At 61.1% G+C, this 24,968-nt stretch carries 29 protein-coding genes; 20 read left to right on the top strand and 9 right to left on the bottom strand.

The window, feature by feature from the left end:
- Positions 1-126 precede the first annotated feature (126 nt).
- Positions 127-468: a hypothetical protein gene (locus tag ACIGKL_RS04475; protein WP_397485504.1), complete on the top strand. Its 342-nt coding sequence runs from the start codon at positions 127-129 to the stop codon at positions 466-468.
- Positions 469-516: 48 nt separating this feature from the next.
- Here ACIGKL_RS04475 and ACIGKL_RS04470 read toward each other — a convergent pair whose 3' ends face one another.
- On the bottom strand, positions 517-882 hold the full coding sequence (locus ACIGKL_RS04470) for an STAS/SEC14 domain-containing protein (RefSeq protein WP_021445079.1): 366 nt from the start codon (positions 880-882) through the stop codon (positions 517-519).
- A 158-nt stretch (positions 883-1,040) separates the two neighbouring features.
- On the opposite strand from ACIGKL_RS04470, the gene ACIGKL_RS04465 reads away from it, so the two are divergent.
- Positions 1,041-1,880, top strand: coding sequence for a CAP domain-containing protein (locus ACIGKL_RS04465; RefSeq protein ID WP_397485503.1), 840 nt, complete (start codon positions 1,041-1,043; stop codon positions 1,878-1,880).
- A gap of 2 nt (positions 1,881-1,882) precedes the next feature.
- Here ACIGKL_RS04465 and ACIGKL_RS04460 read toward each other — a convergent pair whose 3' ends face one another.
- Positions 1,883-2,473, bottom strand: coding sequence for an NAD(P)H-dependent oxidoreductase (locus ACIGKL_RS04460; RefSeq protein ID WP_397485502.1), 591 nt, complete (start codon positions 2,471-2,473; stop codon positions 1,883-1,885).
- A gap of 153 nt (positions 2,474-2,626) precedes the next feature.
- On the opposite strand from ACIGKL_RS04460, the gene ACIGKL_RS04455 reads away from it, so the two are divergent.
- Positions 2,627-2,923, top strand: coding sequence for a putative quinol monooxygenase (locus tag ACIGKL_RS04455; RefSeq protein WP_397485501.1), 297 nt, complete (start codon positions 2,627-2,629; stop codon positions 2,921-2,923).
- Between the two features lie 160 nt (positions 2,924-3,083).
- Here ACIGKL_RS04455 and ACIGKL_RS04450 read toward each other — a convergent pair whose 3' ends face one another.
- From ACIGKL_RS04450 to ACIGKL_RS04440, 3 genes are all read right to left on the bottom strand, one after another.
- Positions 3,084-5,093 (bottom strand): U32 family peptidase, encoded by a 2,010-nt coding sequence (locus ACIGKL_RS04450; protein ID WP_397485499.1) that lies wholly within the window; start codon positions 5,091-5,093, stop codon positions 3,084-3,086.
- A 123-nt stretch (positions 5,094-5,216) separates the two neighbouring features.
- Positions 5,217-5,693, bottom strand: a complete 477-nt coding sequence (eco, locus tag ACIGKL_RS04445) for a serine protease inhibitor ecotin (RefSeq protein ID WP_397485498.1) — start codon at positions 5,691-5,693, stop codon at positions 5,217-5,219.
- 297 nt (positions 5,694-5,990) lie between these two features.
- Positions 5,991-6,431, bottom strand: coding sequence for a phage infection protein (locus ACIGKL_RS04440; protein WP_397485497.1), 441 nt, complete (start codon positions 6,429-6,431; stop codon positions 5,991-5,993).
- A 291-nt stretch (positions 6,432-6,722) separates the two neighbouring features.
- Here ACIGKL_RS04440 and ACIGKL_RS04435 point away from each other — a divergent pair, with 291 nt between their 5' ends.
- The 6 genes from ACIGKL_RS04435 (at position 6,723) to ACIGKL_RS04410 (ending at position 11,746) form a co-directional block, all read left to right on the top strand.
- Positions 6,723-7,382 carry a twin-arginine translocation signal domain-containing protein gene (locus tag ACIGKL_RS04435; protein ID WP_397485496.1) on the top strand — a complete coding sequence of 220 codons (660 nt, stop codon included), beginning with the start codon at positions 6,723-6,725 and terminating at the stop codon, positions 7,380-7,382.
- Between the two features lie 159 nt (positions 7,383-7,541).
- Positions 7,542-7,862 (top strand): rhodanese-like domain-containing protein, encoded by a 321-nt coding sequence (locus ACIGKL_RS04430; RefSeq protein WP_397485495.1) that lies wholly within the window; start codon positions 7,542-7,544, stop codon positions 7,860-7,862.
- 110 nt (positions 7,863-7,972) lie between these two features.
- Entirely contained in the window at positions 7,973-8,716 is a 744-nt protein-coding gene (locus tag ACIGKL_RS04425; RefSeq protein WP_397485493.1) for a class I SAM-dependent DNA methyltransferase, read from the top strand.
- A gap of 173 nt (positions 8,717-8,889) precedes the next feature.
- Entirely contained in the window at positions 8,890-11,088 is a 2,199-nt protein-coding gene (locus ACIGKL_RS04420) for an OsmC domain/YcaO domain-containing protein (protein WP_397485492.1), read from the top strand.
- Between the two features lie 143 nt (positions 11,089-11,231).
- Positions 11,232-11,456, top strand: a complete 225-nt coding sequence (locus ACIGKL_RS04415; protein ID WP_397485491.1) for an addiction module protein — start codon at positions 11,232-11,234, stop codon at positions 11,454-11,456.
- Positions 11,453-11,746 (top strand): type II toxin-antitoxin system RelE/ParE family toxin, encoded by a 294-nt coding sequence (locus ACIGKL_RS04410; protein WP_397485489.1) that lies wholly within the window; start codon positions 11,453-11,455, stop codon positions 11,744-11,746. Before ACIGKL_RS04415 ends, ACIGKL_RS04410 begins: the two co-directional genes overlap by 4 nt.
- Before the next feature lie 213 nt (positions 11,747-11,959).
- Here the strand turns inward: ACIGKL_RS04410 and ACIGKL_RS04405 are convergent, their stop codons facing one another.
- A complete protein-coding gene (locus tag ACIGKL_RS04405; RefSeq protein ID WP_397485488.1) occupies positions 11,960-12,415 on the bottom strand; it encodes a hypothetical protein in 456 nt (151 codons plus the stop codon).
- Between the two features lie 225 nt (positions 12,416-12,640).
- Positions 12,641-13,342, bottom strand: a complete 702-nt coding sequence (locus tag ACIGKL_RS04400) for an FMN-dependent NADH-azoreductase (RefSeq protein ID WP_397485487.1) — start codon at positions 13,340-13,342, stop codon at positions 12,641-12,643.
- A gap of 120 nt (positions 13,343-13,462) precedes the next feature.
- On the opposite strand from ACIGKL_RS04400, the gene ACIGKL_RS04395 reads away from it, so the two are divergent.
- The 11 genes from ACIGKL_RS04395 (at position 13,463) to ACIGKL_RS04345 (ending at position 21,548) form a co-directional block, all read left to right on the top strand.
- Entirely contained in the window at positions 13,463-14,362 is a 900-nt protein-coding gene (locus ACIGKL_RS04395) for a LysR substrate-binding domain-containing protein (RefSeq protein ID WP_397485486.1), read from the top strand.
- A gap of 152 nt (positions 14,363-14,514) precedes the next feature.
- Positions 14,515-15,021, top strand: coding sequence for a PAAR domain-containing protein (locus tag ACIGKL_RS04390; RefSeq protein WP_397485485.1), 507 nt, complete (start codon positions 14,515-14,517; stop codon positions 15,019-15,021).
- Between the two features lie 2 nt (positions 15,022-15,023).
- A complete protein-coding gene (locus ACIGKL_RS04385; protein WP_397485484.1) occupies positions 15,024-15,767 on the top strand; it encodes an alpha/beta hydrolase in 744 nt (247 codons plus the stop codon).
- Between the two features lie 55 nt (positions 15,768-15,822).
- Positions 15,823-16,263: a hypothetical protein gene (locus tag ACIGKL_RS04380; protein WP_397485483.1), complete on the top strand. Its 441-nt coding sequence runs from the start codon at positions 15,823-15,825 to the stop codon at positions 16,261-16,263.
- Positions 16,260-16,802: a hypothetical protein gene (locus ACIGKL_RS04375; protein ID WP_397485482.1), complete on the top strand. Its 543-nt coding sequence runs from the start codon at positions 16,260-16,262 to the stop codon at positions 16,800-16,802. Before ACIGKL_RS04380 ends, ACIGKL_RS04375 begins: the two co-directional genes overlap by 4 nt.
- Positions 16,803-17,568: 766 nt before the next feature.
- The gene (locus ACIGKL_RS04370; RefSeq protein ID WP_397485480.1) at positions 17,569-17,898 is read left to right on the top strand and encodes a hypothetical protein; all 330 of its coding nucleotides are present in this window, start codon (positions 17,569-17,571) and stop codon (positions 17,896-17,898) included.
- A 670-nt stretch (positions 17,899-18,568) separates the two neighbouring features.
- Positions 18,569-19,225, top strand: coding sequence for a hypothetical protein (locus ACIGKL_RS04365; protein WP_397485479.1), 657 nt, complete (start codon positions 18,569-18,571; stop codon positions 19,223-19,225).
- The gene (locus ACIGKL_RS04360) at positions 19,222-19,728 is read left to right on the top strand and encodes a PAAR domain-containing protein (RefSeq protein WP_397485478.1); all 507 of its coding nucleotides are present in this window, start codon (positions 19,222-19,224) and stop codon (positions 19,726-19,728) included. The genes ACIGKL_RS04365 and ACIGKL_RS04360 overlap by 4 nt, the downstream gene beginning before the upstream one ends.
- Positions 19,729-19,730: 2 nt before the next feature.
- The gene (locus ACIGKL_RS04355; RefSeq protein WP_397485477.1) at positions 19,731-20,474 is read left to right on the top strand and encodes an alpha/beta hydrolase; all 744 of its coding nucleotides are present in this window, start codon (positions 19,731-19,733) and stop codon (positions 20,472-20,474) included.
- Positions 20,467-20,982, top strand: a complete 516-nt coding sequence (locus ACIGKL_RS04350; protein ID WP_397485476.1) for a hypothetical protein — start codon at positions 20,467-20,469, stop codon at positions 20,980-20,982. Before ACIGKL_RS04355 ends, ACIGKL_RS04350 begins: the two co-directional genes overlap by 8 nt.
- The gene (locus tag ACIGKL_RS04345; protein ID WP_397485475.1) at positions 20,982-21,548 is read left to right on the top strand and encodes a hypothetical protein; all 567 of its coding nucleotides are present in this window, start codon (positions 20,982-20,984) and stop codon (positions 21,546-21,548) included. Before ACIGKL_RS04350 ends, ACIGKL_RS04345 begins: the two co-directional genes overlap by 1 nt.
- 855 nt (positions 21,549-22,403) lie before the next feature.
- On the opposite strand, the gene ACIGKL_RS04340 is transcribed toward ACIGKL_RS04345, so the two are convergent.
- Entirely contained in the window at positions 22,404-23,186 is a 783-nt protein-coding gene (locus ACIGKL_RS04340) for a putative phage abortive infection protein (RefSeq protein WP_397485474.1), read from the bottom strand.
- A gap of 103 nt (positions 23,187-23,289) precedes the next feature.
- A complete protein-coding gene (locus ACIGKL_RS04335) occupies positions 23,290-24,540 on the bottom strand; it encodes a ribonucleotide-diphosphate reductase subunit beta (protein WP_397485473.1) in 1,251 nt (416 codons plus the stop codon).
- Positions 24,541-24,968 lie beyond the last annotated feature (428 nt).

Here is a 24,968-nt window from a genome sequence, read left to right as displayed (position 1 = left end):
GAATCGGCCGGCCAGGCAAACGCCGTTGCCGCCTGTCCTGCGTCTGCAGCCAGTCGACTAAACTGTTGTCCAATGGCCTAGCCGCGGGCGGCGGGCTTGTGGCACCCACTTTCAGGAGGTCCGGATATGAATACCTTGACCATCGAAGGCTGGCGTAAAGGCAGCGGTGAGCAGAAATCCACGCCCATCGGCACCTTTCACTTCCGCGTCAGCGAGGCCGATCACCTACGCCTGGAACGCGCCGAGGAAGAGCTGCAGAAGAGCGGCGGCAAGGACATGATGGTCGATGCCGACATGGCGGCGATGGAGCTGGTCACCCCGGCCGAATGCGGCCCGCTGTCCGATTGCCAGTGGCGGGTCTACCTCAGTGGCGAAGACCGCCGCGGCCAGTTCCACCTGGTCGGCCACCGCGCCAGCGACGGCAGCCTGGTCTACAGCAACGCGGTGATGGTCGACCAGCTCGGCTGATGCCGCCGCGGCCCGCGCTGCCGGATCGCCTCCGGCAGCGCGATACCTTCACTGCTGCAGCCAGGCCTCGGCTTCCGCCTCGCGGATCGAGTCGAACGCCTTGATCGTCAGGCCGGGAATCAGCGCGCCTTCCATTTGGCTGGCGGTGCGCAGCCACTGCTGATCGGCCACCACCGCCACGCGGTCGAACTGGCGGATAAAACGCAGCAGCTGCGGGATGCGCGCCAGCTCGACGCCCACCGCGCCCAGGGTCGGCCACTCGAAGTTGCCGATGCGATAGAGCATGCGCCCGTGCTCGATGCCTTCGGCGGCCTGGGTCAGCTCGTCGAGGGCGGCGCGCATGGCGTCGCTGTCCAGTTTGCCGGCGAAGTCCACATCGAGGCGCTGATCGCCGTTGCGGGTTACCTTGAACATGGCGGTTCCTCCGTGAGGGATGGAACTATCACCATACGCTCCCTGGCGGCGCAGGGTAATGGGGCGGCCTATAAGCGCGCTGCGCCGCCGCCGAGGGCTAGGCCTGGACGGCGGCAATCGCGCATCATCTGCGCCATCGGTTGGTTAAGGAGAGTTCCATGCGCTTGTCCCTTTCTGCACTGGTTCTGGCACTGGGCCTGTTCGCCGCGGCGGCGCAGGCGGCCGAGGAGGGCGCGTTGGTCGAGGCGATCAACGCCTATCGCGGCGAGGTGCAGCGCTGCGGCGTGCAGGCCTCCGAGCCGTTGCCGCCGCTGGCCAGCGATGCGCGCCTGCTGCTGCCGGCGGCCGGCACCGGCGATCTGCAGCAGGCCCTGAGTGCGGCGGGCTATCCGCTGGTCAACGTGCAGGCCATCAGCCTGTCCGGCCCGCGCGATGCGCAGGCGGCGATGCAGGCGTTGGCGGAAAGCTTCTGCCGGGTGCTGCTCGACCCGCAGTTCGTCGATATCGGCGTCAGCCGCGCCGAGCGCGACTGGCGCATCGTCCTGGCACGGCCGCTGCTCAGCGGCCGCCTGGGGGACTGGCAGGCGGAGGGGCAGAAATTGCTGGAGCAGATCAACGCCGCCCGCGCCCAGGCGCGCCAGTGCGGCGGCCAGGCCTTCGCCGCCGCCGCGCCGCTGGCCTGGAACGCCGAGCTGGGCAGCGCCGCCGAAGCGCACAGCCGGGCCATGGCCAACGGCAACTTCTTCGCCCATCAGGGCCGCGACGGCCGCACCCCCGGCGACCGCGCCGAACTGGCCGGCTATGCCGGTGGGCAGATTGGCGAGAACATCGCCGCGGCGCTGGATACGCCGGCCAAGGTGGTCGAGGGCTGGCTGGCCAGCCCCGGGCATTGCGCCAACCTGATGCACCCGCAGTACCGGGACCTCGGCGCGGCCTACGCCAGCGATCCGCAGAGCGACGCGGGCATCTACTGGACGGCGCTGTTCGGCGGGCGCTGAACTCAGCCCTTGACCTGGAACACCTCGGCCAGATGCTGCTGGTAGCGGGCCACGTCGCGCTCGATATTCGGCTGCTTCATCACGTCGGTGCTGAGGAAGGTGGGCAGGGCAGTCATGCCGAGGAACTGGTTGGCCTTGTGGAAGGGGAAGTACACGGCGTCCACGCCCTTGCCTTCGAAGAAATCGCTGGGGTCGTCGAAGGCCTGTTGCGGGGCGTTCCAGGTCAGCGACAGGAGGTACTGCTTGCCCTGGATTAGGCCGCCGCTGCCGTACTTCTGCGAGGCGTCGGAGCGGGTGCGGCCGTCGTTGGCGTAGAGGCTGCCGTGGCCGGCGGTGAACACCTCGTCGAGGTACTTCTTCACCGTCCAGGGCGCGCCCATCCACCAGCCGGGCATCTGGTAGATCACCACGTCGGCCCAGAGGAATTTCTCCACCTCTGCCTCGATGTCGTAGCCGCCGTCGATAAAGGTGGTCTTGATATCGAACCCGGCGCGGTCGAGGAAGGCCGCGGCGGCCTCGTGCAGGGTGGCGTTGTACTGGCCGTTGGAGTGGGCGAACTGCTTGCCGCCGTCGAGCAGAAGGATGTTTTTCATGGCTGTCTCCGCAAAAGAATGGCGGCAGGTTAGCGGCGCGCCTGCGCGGGAAACAGAGCGGGTCAGGCAAATGATTGTTGAGTGAAAGGCACGAATGTCAGGATTTATCCTGCGTTAGAGTGCGGCAAACAACGCTTTTGCAGGAGGTCTTGCATGCACGCCTTTATCCTTCACGCCCACACCAGGCCGGAGCAGGCCGAGGCCTTCGAGCGCCTGTTCCGCGCCCATGTCGAGCCCAGCCGCGCCGAGCCCGGCTGCATCGAGTACCACATGCTGCGCGACGCGCAGGACCCCACGCTGTTTATCTTCTACGAGGTCTGGGCGTCGCCGGAGGCGTTCGCCGAGCACACGGCGCTGGCGCATATGCGCGCCTTCCACGAGAAGCGCATGGATTACCTGCGCCGCGATTTCGAGGTTCGCCAGATCGAGGTGCTTAGTCCGCTTAGCTGAGGGGCCAGCCGGTGCGCACGGCGCCATACGGAGGGGCTCATACGAATGGCGAATGCCGCGTAGGGTGCGCCGTGCGCACCGAAACCGAGAACTCCCCGGTGCGCATGGCCTAGGCGGCCCCGCGACACCCTACGGGACGGCGCGCACCGAACAGCCGGGCTCAGTGGCTATAGCCCGGCTTCTGGCGGATGGTCTTGAGCAGGTCGTCCGGGCTGATCTGGCCGACCACCTGGGTGGCGGCGCTGCCCGGTTGCGGCAGGCCGAGGATATGGCCCTTCATCTTGCCCACCACGTGCATCTCGCACGGCTTGCAATCGAACTTCAGGGTCAGCACCTCGTCGCCGTGGATCAGCTGCATCGGCGCGACGCGGGTTTTCACGCCGGTGACGCCCTTGGCCTGCTTGGGGCAGAGGTTGAAGGAGAAGCGCAGGCAGTGCTTGGTGATCATCACCGGCACCTCGCCGGCTTCCTCGTGCGCCTCGTAGGCCGCGTCGATCAGCTGCACGCCGTGGCGGTGGTAGAAGTCGCGGGCCTTCTGGTTGTAGACGTTGTAGAGGAAGCTCAAATGCGCCTCCGGATAGACCGGCGCAGGAATGGCTTCGGCCTTGCGACTGCCGCGCGGATGGGCGGCGACGCGTGCCGCGGTCAGCGCCTCGATGGCCTCGCGGCGCAGCGCCTTGAGCTGCGAGTTGGGCACGAAGAAGGCCTGCGGCGCGTCCAGGGTCACGCCCTGGGCGTGGTAGATGGTGGTGCCGAGCTGGGTCAGCAGATCGCGCAGGCCGTCGAGCGCCTGTGCAGGCTTTTGCGCCGGGCCGAACGGACCGGGCAGGGCGACCTCGACGCTGACGCCTTCCTCGCTGGTGGCGGTGAGTTTCAGCTGCTGCTCGCGCAGCTCGGCCTGCCAGCTGACGCCGATACGCCGCTCGGCGCTGGTCCTCTGCAGGGCCTGCTGCCAGTTGTGGTCGAGGTTGCGCGACAGCGGGTGATTCGGGCGCAGGCGGAACAGCCCCTCGGGCATCTCGTTGGGCTCGACGCGGTAGCGGTAGCGCTTCTCGCCTTCTTCCTCGAACTCACCTTTTAATTCGGCGATATTGGCGCGAAAACCCACCACCTCGCGCTTGACCAGCACGTTGAGGCCGTCGCCGTTGGACAGTGGCTCATGGGTGACGGCGATCAGGTCGCGCTTGCCCACCTTCTCGACCTGGCCAACGGAGAGCCCGGTAAAGGTCGGCGAGTCGAAGGCGCCGATGTCCACCTTGCGCTCGGTGACGAAGTAGTCGGTGCTGCCGCGGTGGAAGGTCTTGTCCGGATCGGGCAGGAAGAAGTGCGCGGTGCGGCCGCTGGAGGCGCGGGCCAGGTCCGGGCGATCCTCGAGGATGGCGTCGAGTTCCTTGCGGTAATGGGCGGTGATGTTCTTCACGTAGCCCATGTCCTTGTAGCGCCCCTCGATCTTGAACGAGCGCACGCCGGCCTCGACCAGCGCGCGCAGGTTGGCGCTCTGGTTGTTGTCCTTCATCGACAGCAGGTGCTTCTCGTAGGCGATCACCCCGCCTTTCTCATCCTTGAGGGTGTAGGGCAGGCGGCAGGCCTGCGAGCAGTCGCCACGGTTGGCGCTGCGCCCGGTCTGCGCGTGGGAGATGTTGCACTGGCCGGAGAAGGCCACGCACAGCGCGCCGTGGATAAAGAACTCGATGGCCGCGTCGGTGGCCTCGCTGATCGTGCGGATTTCCTGCAGGTTCAGCTCGCGCGCCAGCACCAGCTGGGAGAAGCCGGCCTGATCGAGGAACTTGGCCCGCTCCAGGGTGCGGATATCGGTCTGGGTGCTGGCGTGCAGCTCGATCGGCGGAATATCCAGCTCCATCACCCCCATGTCCTGCACGATCAGCGCATCCACGCCGGCGTCGTAGAGCTGGTGGATCAGCTTGCGCGCCGGCTCCAGCTCGTCGTCATGGAGGATGGTGTTGAGGGTGGTGAACACCCGCGCGTGATAGCGGCGGGCGAATTCCACCAGCTCGGCGATCTCGCTCACCTCGTTGCAGGCGTTGTGCCGCGCGCCGAAGCTCGGCCCGCCGATATAGATGGCGTCGGCGCCATGCAGGATGGCCTCGCGGGCGATGGCCACATCGCGGGCAGGGCTGAGCAGTTCCAGGTGGTGTTTGGGCAGGGACATGGCGTTTTCTTTTATCCGGCGGCACGGGCAAGGCGCGCATTGTAGCCGCCTGCCGGGCGCAGGGCACGCCGAGCTGCCGGGTGGCGGCGCCCGCCATGGCGACGGGCTCTGAAACCTGGGGCCTTACTGGCGCGGCGCCGGGCTGGCGGCGGCTGCGGCCGACCAGATGCGGTAGCGCACCTCGACATCTGCCGGGGCGTAGATCACCAGCGGCAGCTTGCTGTTGTAGCGCACCAGCAGGGGCTCGCCGCCGACCTGGACGAAAGCCGGCTTGCGGCTGCCGTCGGGGCAGGCCATCAGGGTGCTGACCGCCGGGCCGACCTGGCCCAACTGGTAGTAGTTGTAGCCCCAGCCTTCGACCGTCTTCTCCTGCCACTGGCCGCCGAGGCGCTGCTGGTTGCAGTCCACCTCCAGGGTCTTGCCGGCGATCAGTTCCACCTTGTGCTCGGCCTCGTTGGCCTGCGCCGGCAGCTCGATCACGTGGCGGGCGTAGCCGTCGGCGGCGGCCGGGTAGGGTTTGAGCGCCTCGGGCGTGGCGGCGCAGGCGGCCAGCGGCAGGGCGCAGGCGAGGGCGAGCAGCGGCAGTTTATTCGCGTTCATAAGAGTCCTTGCTTCACAGGCCTTGTGGGCCGTCCGTTGAGGGGAAACCGCCGGGTCGGCGGCGCAGCACAGACCCTTCTGGATAGGCGAAGTTCCGGAGCTTGGCAAGACGGCTGGTCAACCGCGCAGGGTTTTCCGCCGCGCAGTGCAAGGGGCGCCTCGTGCGGCCTGGCGCGCCTCGTGGGCGTGGCTGCCGGCCGGCGGCGGATAAAAAAAGACCGGCTGATTGGGCCGGTCTTTTTCTGGCTGCAGTGGCGTTGTCGTCATGCGCGGGTCTCGATCATCAGGGGCGCTGGATCAGGCCGCGCGGCTTTGGATCAGGCGATCCGAGCCGCCTTCGGCGACGCGGCTTTCGATCAGGCGGTCCGAGCCGCCTTCGGCGACGCGGTTCTCGATCAGGCGATCCGAGCCACCTTCGGCGACGCGGTTCTCGATCAGGCGATCCGAGCCACCCTCGGCGACGCGGTTCTCGATCAGGCGGTCCGAGCCACCTTCGGCGACGCGGTTCTCGATCAGGCGATCCGAGCCACCTTCGGCGACGCGGTTCTCGATCAGGCGATCCGAACCACCTTCGGCGACGCGGCTTTCGATCAGGCGGTCCGAGCCACCTTCGGCGATGCGGCTTTCGATCAGGCGATCGGCACCGCCCTCGGCGACAACAGGTTGGGCGGAAGAAGCAGCGAATACGTTGGCTGCCAGTACGGAGAAAGCGAAGCTGAGGATGAGTTGGCGTTTCATGGCGGTGTGCTCCGGGGTGGTTGCTGCTTGGGTATGGAGCAGATGGTACGCAGGTGAATTTTTAAGAGAACTTCATTGACCTGATGGTAACTATCGATGCCGGCAATGGTCGGTGGCACATCCCAGGCGTTGGCCTGACAAGGCATCCTCGGCCCCGTCGCCGGCGGGCCTCGCCTGGACAAGCGGCGCTTGGCGCCAGCGTCACGCCCCGGACGGCGAGCTAGACTGACTGCATTCGGGCTCGGGCTGCCGTGCTCGGGATGCCGGGGCGCTCCCGGCCAGGAGGCGGCGGTGGATAAACGGCAAAGGCCTGGCGCCGGCCTTACACGGCGTCACTTTCTCTATGGCGGCGCCGTGCTCGGCGGTGGCCTGCTGGCCGCGCCGGCCCTGGCGCAGCAGCTCTGTCGGCCCACGGCCGGCGATATCCTCGGCCCCTATTACCGCTTCGGCGCGCCATTTCTGGCGCAGCTGGCCGGGCCGGAAGAGGCGGGCGAGCGGCTGGTGGTCAGCGGCACGGTGCTCAGCGCGGACTGCCGCACGCCAATCGCCAACGCCTTGGTCGAAGTCTGGCAGGCCAACGGCGCCGGCCTGTACGACACCCAGACGCCGGGCAACTACACCGACAAGGGCCGCTTTCACCTGCGCGGCATGCTCTACACCGACGCCCAGGGCCGCTACCGCATCGAGACGGTGATGCCCGGGCGCTACCCGGTGCCGCCGAACCTGCCGGGGCTGGAGCAGTACGGCGGGATCACCCGGCCGGCGCATATCCACTTCCGGGTGATGGAAGCGCTGCACGTGCCGGTGACCCTGCAACTGTACTTCGCCGGCGACCCCCATATCGCCGAGGACCCCTGGGCCAGCCAGCACCCGGACAACGTCATCGCCCTGGAGGCGGATGGCCAGGGCCGGCGCGGGACGTTCGATATCGTGCTGGCCAGGGGGGTCTAGACCGCGCCGCAGGCGGTGCACCTATTAGGGAAACTGAAATAGTCGTCATTCCCGCGCAGGCGGGAATCCAGAACCTCCGGAGTGCCTGGGCTCCCGCCTTCGCTGGAGTGACGATAAATGGCTTTTTCAGAATTTCCTTAGCCAACGTAGAGGTGTGGCATGGGCCGGATCAGCAGTTGCGAACTGCTCGAGTGGCAAGCGGCGCGGCGCAGTTTCACCCTGCTGGATGTGCGCCGCGAGGCGGCACGGCTGGCGGATGCGGCCGCCATCCCCGGCGCGCACTGGCATGCGCCCGAGACGCTGCTCGCCTGGAAGGATTCGGTGCCGCGGGACAGGCCGGTGGTGCTCTATTGCGCCCATGGCCGCGAAATCAGCCAGGGCATCGCCGCCACCCTCGAAGCGATGGGGCTCGATGCCCGCTACCTGATCGACGGCTTCGCCGGCTGGCGCAATGCCGGTCGGCCCACCGTGGCCCTGTAGCGCTCGGGCTTGCAGCCAGCGCTACCGCTCGCCGCCCTGCCGGTGCTTCCGGTGGCCGGCTTGGGCTATGATGCGCGCCCGCAAATCACCCGGTCCAACCCCAGGTCAGCATGCCCGGCAACGCCCTCTATACCGACCTGTCGGGTTACTACGATCTGCTGTGCGCCGATATCGACTACCAGACGCAGAGCCACTGCGTGCAGCGCCTGCAGCAGCTGTTCGGCAACGGCGGCAGGCGCCACCTCGACCTGGCCTGCGGCACCGGCCCGCACGTGCGGCATTTTCTCGATGCCGGCTATGCCAGCGGCGGCCTCGACATCAATCAGCCGATGCTCGATAGAGCCGCCCTGCGCTGCCCGGAGGCGCGCTTTGCCCGGCAGGACATGTGCGGCTTCAGCGCGGACGAGCCGCTGGATCTGATCACCTGCTTTCTCTACTCCATCCACTACAGCGCCAGCATCGAGCGGCTGCAGGCCTGCATCGCCAGCGTGCACGGCGCCCTGGCCGCCGGCGGGCTGTTCTGCTTCAACGCGGTGGACAAGCACAAGATCGACAACGCCTCGTTCGTCTACCACAGCGCCGAGCATGCCGGCGGCCAGCTGCGTTTCGGCTCCGGCTGGCACTACCCGGGCGAGGGCGAGCGGCAGACGCTGAGGTTGCGCATCGAACGCACGCTGGCCGACGCGACCCAGGTCTGGCACGACGAACACCCCATGGTGGCGGTGAGCTTCGCCGAGCTGCAGGCGCTGCTGGCGCCGTACTTCGCGGTGCAGGTGCTGGAGCACGATTACCAGAAACTGCTGCCCTGGGACGGCGCCTCCGGCAATGCGCTGTTCGCCTGCGTCAAGCTTTGATGGCGCGGCGCCCTGCATCCCGCGCTGCGGCCAGGCCCCGGGGCGGAAAACCGCGCCGCGTTTTACCCGGCGTAGCCACTGCGCCGATCCCCGCGCGGCGGCAAGACAAGACTTCCCGCGCAAAAGCCGGATAATGGCGGCCATTTCGTCTCGCTGCTGTCTGGTACCCGCGCATGGAAATCAAGGTCAACTTTCTCGACAACCTCCGTCTCGAAGCCAAGTTCGATGACTTCACGGTGATTGCCGACCAGCCCATCCGCTACAAGGGCGATGGCTCGGCGCCGGGGCCGTTCGACTATTTCCTGGCCTCCTCGGCGCTGTGCGCGGCCTACTTCGTCAAGCTGTACTGCCAGACCCGCGACATCCCCACCAACAATATCCGCCTGTCGCAGAACAACATCGTCGACCCGGAAAACCGCTACCAGCAGATCTTCAAGATCCAGGTCGAGCTGCCGGCGGACATCTCCGAGAAGGATCGCCTGGGCATCCTGCGCTCCATCGACCGCTGCACGGTGAAGAAGGTGGTGCAGGCCGGCCCCGAGTTCGTCATCGAGGAGGTGGCCAACCTCGACGCCGATGCCCAGGCCCTGCTGATGCCGGCGCTGACCCAAGGCCCGGGCACGCGCATCCTCGGCAAGGACCTGCCGCTGGAGCAGACCATCGCCAATATGTCGGGCATCCTCGCCGAACTGGGGATGAAGATCGAGATCGCCTCCTGGCGCAACATCGTCCCCAACGTCTGGTCGCTGCATATCCGCGACGCCCAGTCGCCGCTGTGCTTCACCAACGGCAAGGGCGCGAGCAAGGAGAGCGCGCTGGCCTCGGCGCTGGGCGAGTTCATCGAGCGGCTGAACTGCAACTTCTTCTACAACGACCAGTTCTGGGGCGAGGAAATCGCCAATGCCGATTTCGTTCACTACCCCGACGAGCGCTGGTTCAAGCCCGGCCCCAAGGACGCGCTGCCGGAAGAGATCCTCGACGCGCATTGCCTGGCCATCTACAACCCGGACGGCGAGCTGCGCGGCTCGCACCTGTACGACACCAACTCCGGCAACAAGGCGCGCGGCATCTGCTCGCTGCCCTTCGTGCGCCAGTCCGATGGCGAGACGGTGTACTTCCCGTCCAACCTGATCGAGAACCTGTATCTGTCCAACGGCATGAGCGCCGGCAACACCCTGGTCGAGGCGCAGGTGCAGTGCCTGTCGGAAATCTTCGAGCGCGCGGTCAAGCGCGAGATCCTGGAGAACGAACTGGCCCTGCCGGACGTGCCGCAGCAGGTGCTGGCCAAGTACCCGGCCATCCTCGCCGGCATCCAGGGCCTGGAGGAGCAGGGCTTCCCGGTGCTGGTCAAGGACGCCTCGCTCGGCGGCGAGTTCCCGGTGATGTGCGTGACCCTGATGAACCCGCGCACCGGCGGCGTATTCGCCTCCTTCGGCGCGCACCCGAGCTTCGAGGTGGCGCTGGAGCGCAGCCTCACCGAACTGCTCCAGGGGCGCAGCTTCGAGGGCCTCAACGACCTGCCGCAGCCGACCTTCGAGAGCCAGGCGCTGACCGAGCCGAACAACTTCGTCGAGCACTTCATCGACTCCAGCGGCGTGGTGTCCTGGCGCTTCTTCAGCGCCAGGGCCGACTACGAGTTCGTCGAGTGGGACTTCGCAGGGAAAGGCGAGGACTCCAACGCCCAGGAGGCCGCGACCCTGTTCGGCATCCTCGAAGACATGGGCAAGGAGGTGTATATGGCGGTGTACGACGACCTCGGCGCCAACGCCTGCCGCATCCTGGTGCCGGGTTACTCGGAGATCTACCCGGTCGAGGACCTGATTTGGGACAACACCAACAAGGCGCTGCTGTTCCGCTCCGACATCCTCAACCTGCACAGCTTGAGCAACATGCGCCTGAGGAGCCTGCTCAAGAGCCTGGAGCAGTACGACGGCGACGACTACACCGACATCACCACCCTGATCGGCATCGAGTTCGACGACAACACCGTGTGGGGCCAGCTGACCATCCTCGAACTCAAGCTGCTGATCTACCTGGCGCTGAACAAGTTCGACGAGGCCAAGGAGCTGACCGAGGCCTTCCTGCAGTACAACGACAACACCGTCGAGCGCGGCCTGTTCTACCAGGCGCTCAACGTGGTGCTGGAAGTGCAGCTGGACGACGAGCTGGAGCTGGCCGATTTCGAGACCAACTTCCGCCGCATGTTCGGCAACGAGCGGATGGACGCGGCCATCGGTTCGGTCGACGGCAGCGTGCGGTTTTATGGCCTGACCCCGACCAGCATGCAGCTGGAAGGCCTCGACAAGCACCTGCGCCTGATCGACAGCTACAAGAAGCTGCACGCGGCGCGGGCCAGGGCGGCGGGGCTTTGATACGCCGGCCGTAGGCGCGGCTCCTGGCCGCAACGCTGTTCGCTGTGCGGCTGGGCGCGGCTGAAACGAGCCGGCAGCGCGCGATGGCACCCGCTCGCCATCCATGCCAAGATTTGAACGGTAGACACGCACGAGGCTTAACCATGGATCTGCAGAAAATTGAGGATGAAGCTCTGCACCTGCCCAGGGATGAGCGGGCACAGCTGATTCAGCGCTTGGTCCTGAGCCTGGAGTCGCCCTCCGATGAAGAGCTGCGCGCAGACTGGTTGCTCGAAGCGCGGCGTCGCGCCGAAGAGCTTGATAGTGGCTCGGTTCAGGCGGTGCCCAGTGACGAGGTGATGCGCAAGGCCAGAGCCCTGATCAGATGAAGTATTCCTTTCACCCGGCAGCGGAAGCCGAGTTCCTGGAGTCGGTCGGTTATTACGAATCGAAGGTTCCCGGATTGGGTGGTGCCCTTATTACGGAATTCGAAGCGCTGGCCGCCCTGGTTGGCGAGTCACCCAAAGCCTGGCAAATCGAACTGGAACCCGATATTCGCAGGGTTCCTCTCAAGCGTTTTCCCTTATCCATCGTCTACCGAGAAAGTCCCGATGGCTTTCAGGTGCTGGCCGTTGCCCATGAGCGGCGACGGCCGCAGTACTGGCTGGGCAGGCTTTGATACACGGCGCGTAACTGCCGGCCTCCTGCAGAGCGCTTATCCTCTTGGACATCTGGGCTGCTAGCTGTGGTAGGTACTCTGCCGCAACGGCGGAGTGTTGGAATCTACGCGCCCGGTTCACCCTACGAAACGCATCATGCTCGGCCTGGCGTGGGGAGGATGACGCGCTGTTCATCCGCCATGGGCGCGGCCATCCAGGAGGCTCGCTACCCGCTAGAGAAATTGCTTCGGCGCGTCGATCAGGCGCTGATACCGGCGCATATCCCGATAGCCGCCGCGGATATCCAGCAGCAGGATCTCCGAGGTGCGCCACACCAGCATCCAGGCGGTGACGGTGACGATGCCCAGGGGGATGGTGCCCTCCACTTCCAGCCAGGTCGCCAGCATGACCAGGCCTACGGCCAGGGCCATCAGCAGCAGAGCCAGCAGGCGCCAGGCCCGGATGTCCTGTTTCAGCTGGCCGATCCTGTGGCTGCAGCTATTGCCGATGGCCCTGGCCAGGCGCTCTCGCTCCGCTTCCGGGCAGTGGATCTGCAGGCTCAGTTGCGGGTGATAGCTCGCCTCGTCCAGCAGGTAGTCCAGCAGCTCGGGACATAGCTTGGGTGTGTGATCGGCGGCGAATGCTTGCAGGTAATCCCCTCGGATCACCAGATCGATCTGCTGGACCATGCCCACCCTCCCGCTACCTTGCCCTGTCCGCGCGCGACGACGGTTGCAGCCGTGTCGTTGTGCTCTCTTGCAGACTAGCCGTGGATGCTGCGTTTCTCGAACGCCTGCAGGGCTTTTGCCGTGCGCGGGAGGCGCCGATCATGGCCATGACCGGTGCCTCGACTGCGGAGCGACAGGCTACCGACATGGCCTGGCCCTTCTTTGCTTCATGCGGCGCTTGAAGCATCAGGCCGGCTGCGCCGTGCGCTCCGTCTGCAACGCCCGCTGCAGTTCCACCACCAGCGCATCGACCCGACTCAGCGCCTGCGCCACCGAGGTGGCCAGCAGCTCGCCGCCCACTTCCTGGCCCTCGATGGCGATCTGGTGCACGCGGGTGATGCCGATAAAGCCGAGGGCGGTGATCAGGCTCGACTCCAGGTGGTTCATATGCGCCATCGCCCCGCCGGCGTCGAAACCGACCCCGCCGCGGGCGCTGAGGATCACCGCGTGCCGCGGCCGGTCGGCCAGCAGCGGTACATAGGGATCGAGCGGCTTGCTGGCGTCGAATGCCACGGTTCTGTCGGTGCGCACTATCTGGTCGATCCAGGCCTTGAGCGCGGCCGGCATGCTGAAGTTGTACAGCGGCGCGCCGATCGCCAGCACGTCCGCGGCGATCAGCTCGTCGATCAGCCGGTCGCTCTCCGCCAGGGTGTCGCGCATCCACGGCTCGCGCTGCGGCTCCGCGGTGAAGGCGGCGGCGATCCAGTCGTGGTCGATGAAAGGTGGCGGGTTCTGGCCGATGTCGCGGTAGCTGAGGCTGTCCTGTGGGCGGCGGGCCAGCCACTGGGCGACGAAGTGCTGGCTGAGGTGGCGGCTGTGCGAGCCGTGCAGGTCCTTGCCGGCGAGGCCGGGGCGGGCGCTGGCGTCGAGGTGCAGGATGTGAGGCATGTCGCGTCTCCTTTCTGAAGTTGAACTCATCTGTGTTTCGCAGCAGACTCAGGCTAAGTTCCAGCCGGTATGGACGACAAACGACGATTATTTTCCGTTATGGATGAGAGAGGTTCATGTATGGCGCAGCGCTGGTTACCTTCGCTATCGGCCCTGCGGGCCTTCGAGGCGGCCGCGCGCCATGAGAGCGCCAAGCGGGCCGCCGAAGAGCTCTCGGTGACCGCCACGGCGATCAGCCACCAGATCCGCACACTGGAGGAATCGCTCGGCGTCGCGCTGTTTCTGCGCAAGCCCAGGCAGCTGGAGCTGACCGCCCAGGGCCGCGAGCTGCGGCAGGTGCTGGAAACCGCCTTCGACAGCATCGGCGCCACGGTCGAACGGCTCAGCGCGGTGCCCAGTCGCCAGGCCATCACCCTCAGCACCACGCCCGCGGTGGCGATGCGTTGGCTGCTGTCCTGGGTCTGCCTGCTGCGCGAGGCCCACCCGACCATCGATCTGCGCATCCACGCCTCGCACGAGCCGGTGGCGCTGGACGGCGTCACCGCGGACATCGCCATCCGCTACGGCGACGGCCGCTGGCCCGGCCTCGTGGCGGAGAAGCTGTTCGACAACAGCTTCATCCCCACCTGCAGCCCGCTGCTCGGCCTGCACGATGCCGCCGAGCTGCCCAGGCATTCGCTGATCCACTTTCGCAACCAGGCCGCGGTTTCCTCGCCGCTGGACTGGGCCCTGTGGCAGAAGCAGGCCCAGGTGCCGGGGCTGGACGTCAACGCCGGGCTGGTGTTCTCCGACGAGACCCACGCCGTCTCGGCCGCCATCGGCGCCCAGGGCGTGGCGCTGATGAGCCGCCAGCTGATCGAGGACGAGCTGAGGGAAGGGCGCCTGGTGCAGCCCTTCGGCCCGGAAATTGAGGGCAAGCCGTTCTTTCTGGTGTACCCGGAAAGCCGCAGGAACGATCCGACCATTCGGGCGGTGAGGGATTGGGTGATGGCGGTGCCGGGAGGGTTGTGTACCTTGTAGGCTGCTGAGTTAGCGGCCTGCTGCGGTTGCGCTCAACCCATACTGCGAATCTGGGTTGTGCATCCGATCAACGTCGGCGGGCGCCGTCTCGATAGAATGCAGACACGGAGTAGAACGGTTTTTATCGCAGGTCTCGGACCAAGGAGTTACAGATGAGCGGCAAACCCGCTGCGCGCGTTAGCGACCCCACCGCTTGCCCAATCCCAGGGCACGGTACCAACCCCATCGTTACTGGCTCTGGCGATGTGCTGTTCGACGGCCTCAGCGCCGCCCGAATGAGCGACACATCGGCTTGCGGCAGTCCCATCGCCGCCAACGTCTCCCCGACGGTTTTCATCAATGGCCTGAACGCCGCGACGCTGGGCAGTGTCGGCGGGCATGGCAATACCATCATTGGTGGCTCGGGCAGCGTAATTATTGGCAATAGCGGTGGCGGTGCGCCATTCATTCCGGTTGCACCGTTGAATATTCAAGCTGCGTTCAATGATCGTTTTCAGCTGGTTGATAAGCGCAGCGGCAGGCCACTGACCTACCGGAATTATGCAATCAAGCATGAAGACGGACGCTTTGAGTACGGCCAGTCAGACGAAAATGGATTTACCAAACTGGTCACTCATTCTGTTCGTGCCGAAACCATCGAAATCTACATAGAGGACTGAGCATGGAAGCTCAAAAAATCATACTTCCAAACGGAAAAGAGGCAACCCTGGCCGCGTCGCCCACGCTGACGCCCTCGGACAATCAAGCGCCCAAGGTCGTTGAGGCCAGCAATTGCAGGGTGGTGGTGTTCTTTATTGGTGGGGCGGGGGACAAGGAGTCGTACTACTTTGCTGGGGCCTATCATAATATTGAATTGGCTCATGATTATTTTAAGGGGCGGGTTAAGAGTGCCGGCTACTTGGGTTTCTATGCTTCCCATTATTTGGGGTATAGTGATGTTCGGGGTGGTTGGGATATCGATAAAAATGTGTACAAAGGCATTCCAGATAAATCGGCCCCTGTCTATATTGTTGGGCATAGCCTTGGTGGGTGGAATGGTGCTCATCTCTCCAAGATATTGAGTGAAAAAGGGTACAAGGTGGAGATGTTGATTACCCTTGATCCTGTCGGGGAGGGCGCTCTGGTATGGCTGGGTTCTGATATTTATTTCAGCAAGCCAGAACCTGTCAGTGGATACTGGATAAATATTCGAGCAGTCCCCAAACGCCCAGATAGCTCTGATTCAGTAGCGAATTTTGGTGAGCAATGGCAGGTTGTTACGGGGCCTGACATCAATGCTCGCATGGATATTAATCATGCGGATGCCCTCAGTATGTTCAGGAATTCTGTTCGCGATGGAGCATCGGCATCCGATATTCTATTTGAGTCTGTTGTTAGTTATATTGAAGGTGGTTGTCGTGCCTAGGTTTTTATGGGTAATGGTGTTGCTTTTTTTGGGGGGGTGCGCCAAGGATCATCACATGCCTCCTGCAGAGCTTGGTTATCTCGGGAGTTTTGGGGGCTCAGAACATTATAAAGTCATGTTTACTGCTGATGCCGATCTTTTGAATGTGTTCAAGCCCGAAGACTCACCCGTTGGTGGCCTGTTACGATGTTCGCTCGTTAGTGATGTGCCAAATGAGCACAGTTCTGAACGGTATGTGGCAAAAGGACTGATTTCTGCCATTGAGCCTAAGTCTACTACGGTGCCTTTCGTATTTAGTTCGTCAATCATGTTCGTCGAGAACCTTAATGACGGGCGTAGCTATCGAGATTTGAAGGCGCCAGAGTTACGGGAGATATTGAGTGTCAGGCAGTCAGTACCTTGTGTTTATTGGGCTACAGCTTACGGTTTCAAACCGTATCGTTCTGGAATTTTACAAGTTCCCGTCGCTGATATTTTGCGTGAGATGGATAAATGATGCCAGTAGTGCCGGAACAGGCAAGGTTCTTGTCTAGATTAATATGGCTGGCCGTGTTGCCCTTATTTCTGGGGTGTGCAAAGGATCATGGTGTTCCTGCTACCACGCTTGGTTATCTTGAGCTCAAGCGGAGAGAAGGCATCAATCGTTATGAGGTGAGATTTTCATCGAATATCGATTTTTTCAATATCTTCGAACAGGATAAGCGGCCCATAAGCAGCATGCTGCGCTGTGCTCTTGGGATCGATGAAGTTTCACGAAATTATGATCTCGATCCCTATAGGGCTAACGGTTTGGTTTCAGGCGCTCAACCGTTGGGGGATGGGACCTTTATCTACTCTGCCGTGCTGATGTTCGATGAGAACCTCAATGAAGGCCGTAGCACTCGCATGCTGAGTGCCGACGAGTTGCAGCATATTCTGGACGGCAAGCAGTTCGTGCCCTGCGTGTACACGGCGACAGCGTTTGGATTCAAGGCGTATCGCTCGGCAACCATGCGGGTGCCGGTGGCGGATATATTACGTGAAGTCCATCGCTAGCCAGTAGGCTGGAAAACAGAGAGGCGTTTTCCACCGAGGGATATTCAGTTACTTTATCCAACATTGGGGAGATGGTTATCCGTGCTACTGGCTGATGTGGTGTTCTTGGGTAATGGTTCCGCCCTTACGGCGGGTTACTTTTGGCATTGCCCGGATGGCCGGCCCCGCCAAAAGTAACCAAAAGGTCTAGCCCCGCCATCCGGGTCTGGCTGCGCCAGACTTGACTCGCTTCGCTCACCCTGCGGGCCAGCCTACGGCTGTTACTCCGCTGCGCTCCGTTTCCTCGTTCCATCGTTACTCCGGGGGCGGCGTACAAGGGCCGTCCCTGGCCCTTTACGCCTTTCGCCGCATCCATGCGGCTCACCCCCTGCGCAACGATTCCGCTCGGCCTCCTGAAGGGGCGCTTGGCGTCGTCTGCGAGATTGTGGATGGGTAAAAGCCGAATGCGACAGTTATCGCGGAAGGTGGTTTGGTCATCACGGTGGACAAGCTTCGCGTTGTCCACCCTACAGGACCGCAGTCCCGTGTTCGGGCGTCCAGATCGTAGGGTGGATGACGCTTTTTTCATCCACCATCAGCGGTTGTCCGGGCTACTCGCTCGTCAAAATATCTACTCCATTGGTATTAGTCCGAAAAGACGTTTTGCTGCATCTATTTGAATAGTTCAGTAAAGCCGTAGGCGCGCTAAGTTAAAGCCGTAACGGAACCGAATGCTTTATCGACAGGTAAGGAGTCTGGAACCGAGCTGTTTAGAAAGGTGGCCACGATGTTAATCCAACAACGTCCGTCATTTTTGGAGAAAGAGAACCAGCAATATGCTGGCACCGGAGGCGTGAGCGAAAACAATGCCCAGGCTCGCTTCGTTCCCGCATTCAAGGACTCTCATACCGGACAGGTAGCAATAGCCCGATATCGAGATGGCCGTCCCGCCCCCTTCCATTTGATTGATGGATTGCCTGATGAATGGATAACCAATAGGGATTTGGCGGGGGAAGTTGTTGAGATCAAAGCCACAATAATTTCTGGATTCGTCCGTCTTGGGCGCTTCTTTACCCGTCAGGAAGCCGCGGAGTTTGTCGGGCGGATCGCATCTTGAGTGCTCCGTCCAAGTGACAAACAAGAGCATGCCACTGGTAGCGCGTAGGGTGGAGGGCCACTGGCTACCGGACGGCAACCCGGTGCTCGGGCGTTCAGATCGTAGGGTGGATGACGCTTTTCTCATCCACCATCAGCGGTTATCCGGGCTACTCGCTGGTGATATGCAACTTATAAGTCCGACGAGCGCGCAGCCCTGTGCACTGAGTGCCATAGGTGCCTGCGGATAGTTGAACCTCATAAACGCCAGCCCGGGTTGGCGTCCCGACGATAAGGCCGTGGTTGTCTCGATCCTGATGTTCGATTCGCAGGCCTTCCGGCAGAGGATGCGTGTCGCCCACATAGATGCCATGAACCGGTGCCGGGGCATCGATGACTTTGAGGGCGACGCGATCCGCTCGCGCTCGCCGCTGGTCGCAAGGCTTCGGGAGCGGTCAGGCCGCTGTGTGAAGGCGTTTCTTAGGCGCCGGGTGGCAGAGTAGGGCGATAAGGGGGAGGGTCAACCTGACTGAGCTGCATTGGCGCATTGGCCTGAGCGAGCCATTCTCCGGCGCGCTTGGTTTTTTGTGACAAATGCTGCTGACATATTCGATTCAGGTGCAGCACACTCTGCCGCCTGGATTGGAAAGGGAATTCGACCGCTGCCCGAGCGGTCGTTTCTGGGAGTAAGGATGCTTCACCCACCTACATTCAAATCGTCCATTCGTTTATACGGCCTGGTCAAAGACGGGGTTGGCGGTCAGCCGAGCCAGGTTTCCGTCGCCTATAACGCCAATGGCAGCCAGGCCATCTGCGCCTTCGTATCGCGGCTGGATGCCGAGATCGCCATCCGCGCCTGCGGCCTGGAGGATTACCAGGTCCGTCCGCTCTCGCAGTTCTTCGATCCCAATCCCTATCTTTCCGATCAGGGTTGGTTGGCCATGCATATTTGCTGTGGATTTGCCGCGAATCACGAGCAACTACTGGAGACGGGCGAAGGGCTAATCCCCATGGGGTGGCTTACCCACGCCCATATCGTCGAATGGACGGCAGAGCACTATCTGAATTGGGGCGAGCAATTGTCCCACCAGTTGCAGACTCTGTACGACAGGGCAGGGCTGCGTAATTACAACGCGCTGCTCAATGAATTCGACGGCGCCTGCGCGGCAGAGATGCGCTGGCACACCGATGAAGCCCTGCATGTCATGCCGCCCCGTTTCCCCTCCTCCGAAAGCCCTTCTCAATTCGCACTGTTCGATGCAATCGAGTGTCGCTGGTGCTTTGGAAACTCGAACAAGGATGTGCCCGAGCCGCACACCAAGATCCCATCTCAAGGAGCATTGTCATGAGCGGAAAACCTGCCGCCCGAGTGAGCGATCCAACCGCCTGCCCAGTACCGGGGCACGGCACCAACCCAATCGTCAGCGGCTCGCCGGACGTACTGTTCGACGGCCTGAGCGCCGCCAGGCAAACCGACAGCACCGCATGTGGCAGCGCCCTGGCCGGCAACGTCATCTCGAATGTGCTGATCAATGGCCTGCCGGCAACCACCATCGGAACCGTTGGTAACCACGGAAACGTGGTCATCGCGGGTTCGGGCACCGTCATCATCGGCAATAGCGGTGGTGGCGCGCCATTTACCCCAGTTGCGCCGTTGAATATTCAAGCTGCGTTCAATGATCGTTTTCAGTTGGTTGATAAACGTAGCGGCAGGCCACTGACCTACCGGAACTATGTGATCAAGCGTGAAGACGGGCGCTTCGAATACGGGCAATCAGACGAAAACGGATTTACCAAACTGGTCACTCATTCTGTTCGTGCTGAAACCATCGAAATCTACATAGAGGACTGAGCATGGAAGCTCAAAAAGTCATACTTCCGAACGGAAAAGAGGCAACCCTGGCAGCGTCGCCCACGCTGACATCTTCGGAAAATCAAGCGCCCAAAGTCGTTGAGGCCAGCAATTGCAGGGTGGTGGTGTTCTTTATTGGTGGAGCGGGGGATAAGGAATCGTATTACTTTGCTGGCGCCTATAATAATATTAAATTGGCTTATGACTACTTTAAAGACCTTATTGGAGATGCCGGTTACCTGGAATTCTATGGTTCTCATTATCTTGGGTATAGCGATGTTCGCGGTGACTGGGATATTGATAAGTATGTCTATAAGGGAGTTCCAGATAAGTCGGCCCCTGTCTATATTGTTGGACATAGTCTTGGTGGGTGGAATGGGGCGCACCTTTCCAAAATTCTGAGTGAGAAAGGGTATAAGGTTGAAATGCTGATTACTTTGGATCCTGTTGGCGAGGGAGCCTTGGTGTGGCTGGGATCTGATATTTATTTCAGCAAGCCTGAGCCTATAAGTGGATATTGGATAAATGTCCGAGCAGCCCCTAAACGTCCAAATAGCTCTGATTCCGTCGCAAATTTTGGTGAACAATGGCAGATTGTGACGGGGCCTGATATCAATGCTCGTATGGATATTAATCATGCGGATGCCCTCAGTATGTTCAAGAACTCTGTTCGCGATGGGGCATCGGCATCCGATATTCTTTTTGAGTCTATTGTTAGTTATATTGAAGGAGGTTGTCGTGCCTAGATATTTATGGTTGGCGATATTGCCATTTTTTCTGGGGTGCGCCAAAGATCATAATATTCCGCCAGCAAAGCTTGATTATCTTGAGCTTTCGAGGAAAAATGAAAGTTTTTATACGGTAAAATTTGCTTCTGATGCCGACCTTCTGAATGTTTTCAAGCCCGAGGATTCTCCGGTTGGTGGGCTGTTACGCTGTTCGCTCAGTAGCGATAATGCAGCGAATGAGGATGGGGCTGAGCGGTATGTGGCAAGTGGGTTGATTTATGCCGTTCAGCCTATATCAAGCTCGGGACCCTTCGTGTTTTATTCATCAATTATGTTCTCAGAGAGTATTAATAGTGGGCGTACCCATCGTCCCCTGGAAGCGCAAGAGTTACGTGAGATTCTGAGTGTCAGGCAGTCAGTGCCCTGTGTTTACAGATTTACTGCTTATGGCTTTAAGCCATATTACTCTGAAGTTCTTCCCGTGCCTGTAAGTGATATTTTGCGCGAGCTGGATGAGGGGTATTGATGTTGGTTACGCGGGCGAAGGTTCTCTCATCCAGATTTATATGGCTGGCGGTGTTGCCGTTTTTTCTGGGGTGTGCGAAAGGGCATAATTCCCCTGCGGCGGAACTCGGATATCTTGGGCTTGAGCGGGAACGGGATACCAATCTTTATAAGGTGAGGTTTTCATCTGGTATTGATCTTCTGGAGGTGTTCGAAAAGGGGAAGCGACCGATAGGTAGCATGCTCCGCTGTTCGCTTGGGGTCGACGAAGTGTCAGCTAATTATGATGATGATCAATATATTGCTGACGGTTTGGTTTCAGTTGTTCTGCCGGCGCGGGATGGAGAAGACTTCATTTACTCTGCCGTGCTGATGTTCGATGAGAACCTCAATGAAGGCCGTAGCACTCGCATGCTGAGTGCCGACGAGTTGCAGCATATTCTGGACGGCAAGCAGTTCGTGCCCTGCGTGTACACGGCGACAGCGTTTGGGTTCAAGGCCTATCGCTCGGCAACCATGCGGGTGCCGGTAGCGGATATCTTGCGGGAAGTTGGTATTTATTTAGCAGCCAGTTGCCCCGGTGAGTAAATATCACTACGAGCATATTGGGGCGATAGGAGGCTGGTAACGCGTAGGGTGGATGACGCTTTTTTCATCCACCATCAGCGGTTATCCGGGCTACTCGCTGATTTTGCGTACATACGCCGCTTCTTTATTGTCTGGACTACCGGTTCCGCCCTTACGGCGGCTCACTTTTGGCAGACGCCCCAAAAGTAAGCAAAAGGTCTTGCCCCTTGCATACGGCCCGACTTCGTCGGGTTCCCTCGCTCCATCATTGCTCCAGGGGCACGCCGCGAAGGGCCATCCCTGGCCCATCGCGGCTCTCGCGGCATCCATGCCGCTCAACCCCTTCCGCAACGATTCCACTCGGCCTCCTGATGGGGCGTTTGGCGTCGTCTGCGAGACCGGTGTTCTAGAAACAGAGCCAGAGCATTGCGGCTTCGGCCGCAATGCTCTGGCTCTTTACGCTCTGCTCTTGCTTGTTGCTCCGCCTTCCACAAAAAGTTCAGGCACCGCGATCCCGAATCCCGTCAGGAGGCCGAGCGGAGGTGCTGTGGAGAGGGGCGTTTGGCATGGATGCCAAACGAGGAGTGATGGGCCAGGGATGGCCCTTCGCGACGACCCTCGGAACAGCGCCGGAGTGAGGCGAGTTTCGCGCAGCGAAACCCGGATGCCGGGCGCGCTTTCTCTTTGGTTGCTTTCTGCGCGAGCAAAGAGAAACGGAGCGTAGCGGAGTAACAGCCGCAGGCTGGCCCGAAGGGCGAGCGAAGCGAGTCAAGTGACTCGCCGTAAGGGCGAAACCAGTAGAAGTGGACAGTGGATATAATAAATCTGTCTCCTTTTCCTCTTTTCCTCGCTATTACTTCTGTTGCCTTAAATCTACTAGCTTTTGATCAGACTTGAATGGAAGTCCTCTGAGAGAGATTGCGGTTCAAGATGCTTTAGTAAGTTGTATTTGCTTACGAGGGGGAGTAGTTTTATGTTTCCGTAACTGCTTATGCAGTTATATAGTATTAAATTGAGTTCGTATTTCGATAGTTGCGCTCTTATAAGTTCTGCGTAAAATTTCTTTGACTCCCAGTCTAAGTTGGACTGGTCTATGAATTTTATTATGTTGTATAGGGTTCTGAAGTAATGGCCAATGATGTGGCCGTAGCTTTTGTAAAAGTTTTTATATTGAATTTCTATTGCCTCTTTTGGAGGTTCGGTAAAGTTTCCTAGTTTGATCTCATATAGAAAATCTTCCGAGAGTATTTTGTATATTTTTCTTATGCATTCCTTGCCTGATTTGCTGTCGTAGCTTAGGTCTCTAACTAGTTCGTTGAAGATTTGAGTAAGGTTGAAAAATGAGTTTTCGAAACTTTGCTTTGTGAGAACCGAGTTTTGTGCTGTCAGTGCGGCTGCTGACTTTTCTAGTTGTTCGGTCGAGATGCTGAGCTCTGTTGCTTGTAGTTTTATTGTCTGAATTAGTGCTGTTAAGGCTGCTATTGCTACTAGCGGGTTCAGGGTTCCTCCAATAAAGTCTCCAAATTGGCCCCATGTTTCTTGGCTGCTAGATAGCGAGCCATGAAATTTCATAAAGTAAGAGGCGATGGATGCTATGGCTATTATTAATATTACAGCTAGCAGTGCTTTTAAAAAGGAGAGAGATTTTTGGTGTTTCATTTGTTGTCCAAAAAATAAAGCCCCGCACTTGGCGGGGCTTTTGTTTGTCGCTGCCCCAAACATCCATTTCAGGTAGAGCGCTAACTAAGTGGTTAGTGAGAAATCAATCCCAGCTCAACGCCCCACCAGTCTGATACTCGATCACTCGGGTCTCGAAGAAGTTCTTCTCCTTCTTCAGGTCCATGATCTCGCTCATCCACGGGAAGGGGTTGCTGGTGCCCGGGTACTCTTCCTTCAGGCCGATCTGGGTCAGACGGCGGTTGGCGATGAACTTGAGGTAGTCCTCCATCATCGCCGCATTCATGCCCAGTACGCCGCGCGGCATGGTGTCGCGGGCGTATTCGATCTCCAGCTGGGTGCCCTGCAGGATCATCTGGGTCGCTTCGTCCTTCATCTGGGCGTCCCACAGGTGCGGGTTCTCGATCTTGATCTGGTTGATCACGTCGATGCCGAAGTTCAGGTGCATGGACTCGTCGCGCAGGATGTACTGGAACTGCTCGGCGACGCCGGTCATCTTGTTGCGGCGGCCCATGGAGAGGATCTGGGTGAAGCCGCAGTAGAAGAAGATGCCTTCCAGCACGCAGTAGTAGGCGATCAGGTTGCGCAGCAGTTCCTTGTCGGTTTCCACGGTGCCGGTGTTGAACTGCGGGTCGGAGATGGCGCGGGTGTACTTCAGGCCCCAGCTGGCCTTCTTCGCCACGCTCGGGATCTCGTGGTACATGTTGAAGATTTCGCCTTCGTCCATGCCCAGGGATTCGATGCAGTACTGGTAGGCGTGGGTGTGGATCGCCTCTTCGAAGGCCTGGCGCAGGATGTACTGGCGGCATTCGGGGTTGGTGATCAGGCGGTACACGGCCAGGGCCAGGTTGTTGGCCACCAGGGAGTCGGCGGTGGAGAAGAAGCCGAGGTTGCGCATGACGATGCGGCGCTCGTCCTCGGTGAGGCCGTCGGCGCTCTTCCACAGGGCGATGTCGGCGTTCATGTTGACCTCTTGCGGCATCCAGTGGTTGGCGCAGCCGTCGAGGTATTTCTGCCAGGCCCAGTCGTACTTGAAGGGCACCAGTTGGTTGAGGTCGGCGCGGGCGTTGATCATCTGCTTGTCGCCGACCTGCACGCGGGCGGCGGAGCCTTCCAGTTCGTCCAGGCCTTCCTGGATGTCGAGCTGGTCGAGCGCGGCCTTGGCGCGGGCGACCGCGGCGCTGTCGTCGGCAGCGACGGCGCGGGCTTCGTGGGCGGCGGCGTCGCCGGCCTGGTCGAGCTTGTCGAAGCTCAGATCCGCGACCTGCGGGTTGTGCTTGCTTGCGGCGGCTGCTTCGGCGCCGTCGTCCTTGTCGAATTCATCCCAGCTCAGCATGGCTTGGCTCCTGCGTGAGGGCCGGTGAAAGGCCGGCCTGTATGGATATACAGATGTTTTGATTATGTTCCGTTGCGTACAGCGCGCAAGGGCAAAACGGGTACCGCTGGTCAGGGCGGCGGCGGGTGGCCTGCCGTTCTGGCCGGTGCCTCTCGACCCGGTGGGGAGGAGGGGCGGGAATGTTTGGGAGGGGGCTCGGTTTTGTCCGCGAGGTTCGCGGCTGAAGCCGCTCCTACGGAAGAGCTTTGCCCTCTCCCTAGCCCTCTCCCGCAAGCGGGAGAGGGGACTGAACGTTGTGTAGCTCTAGAGCTTTATCAGACCTTCGAGCGCGTAGCTGAGCGAGTGAGCGCTAGGCGCCTGGTGGGTCGGAGCCCCTGAGCGTACGCATGTACGTGATGGGGGCCGACCTGCCAGGCAACAACGCGCAC

The organism is Pseudomonas sp. NPDC077186, from assembly GCF_044543505.1.
GTDB lineage: Bacteria > Pseudomonadota > Gammaproteobacteria > Pseudomonadales > Pseudomonadaceae > Aquipseudomonas.
Note: the sequence above shows the minus strand (reverse complement) of the source record. Positions and strands in the feature narration are given on the sequence as shown.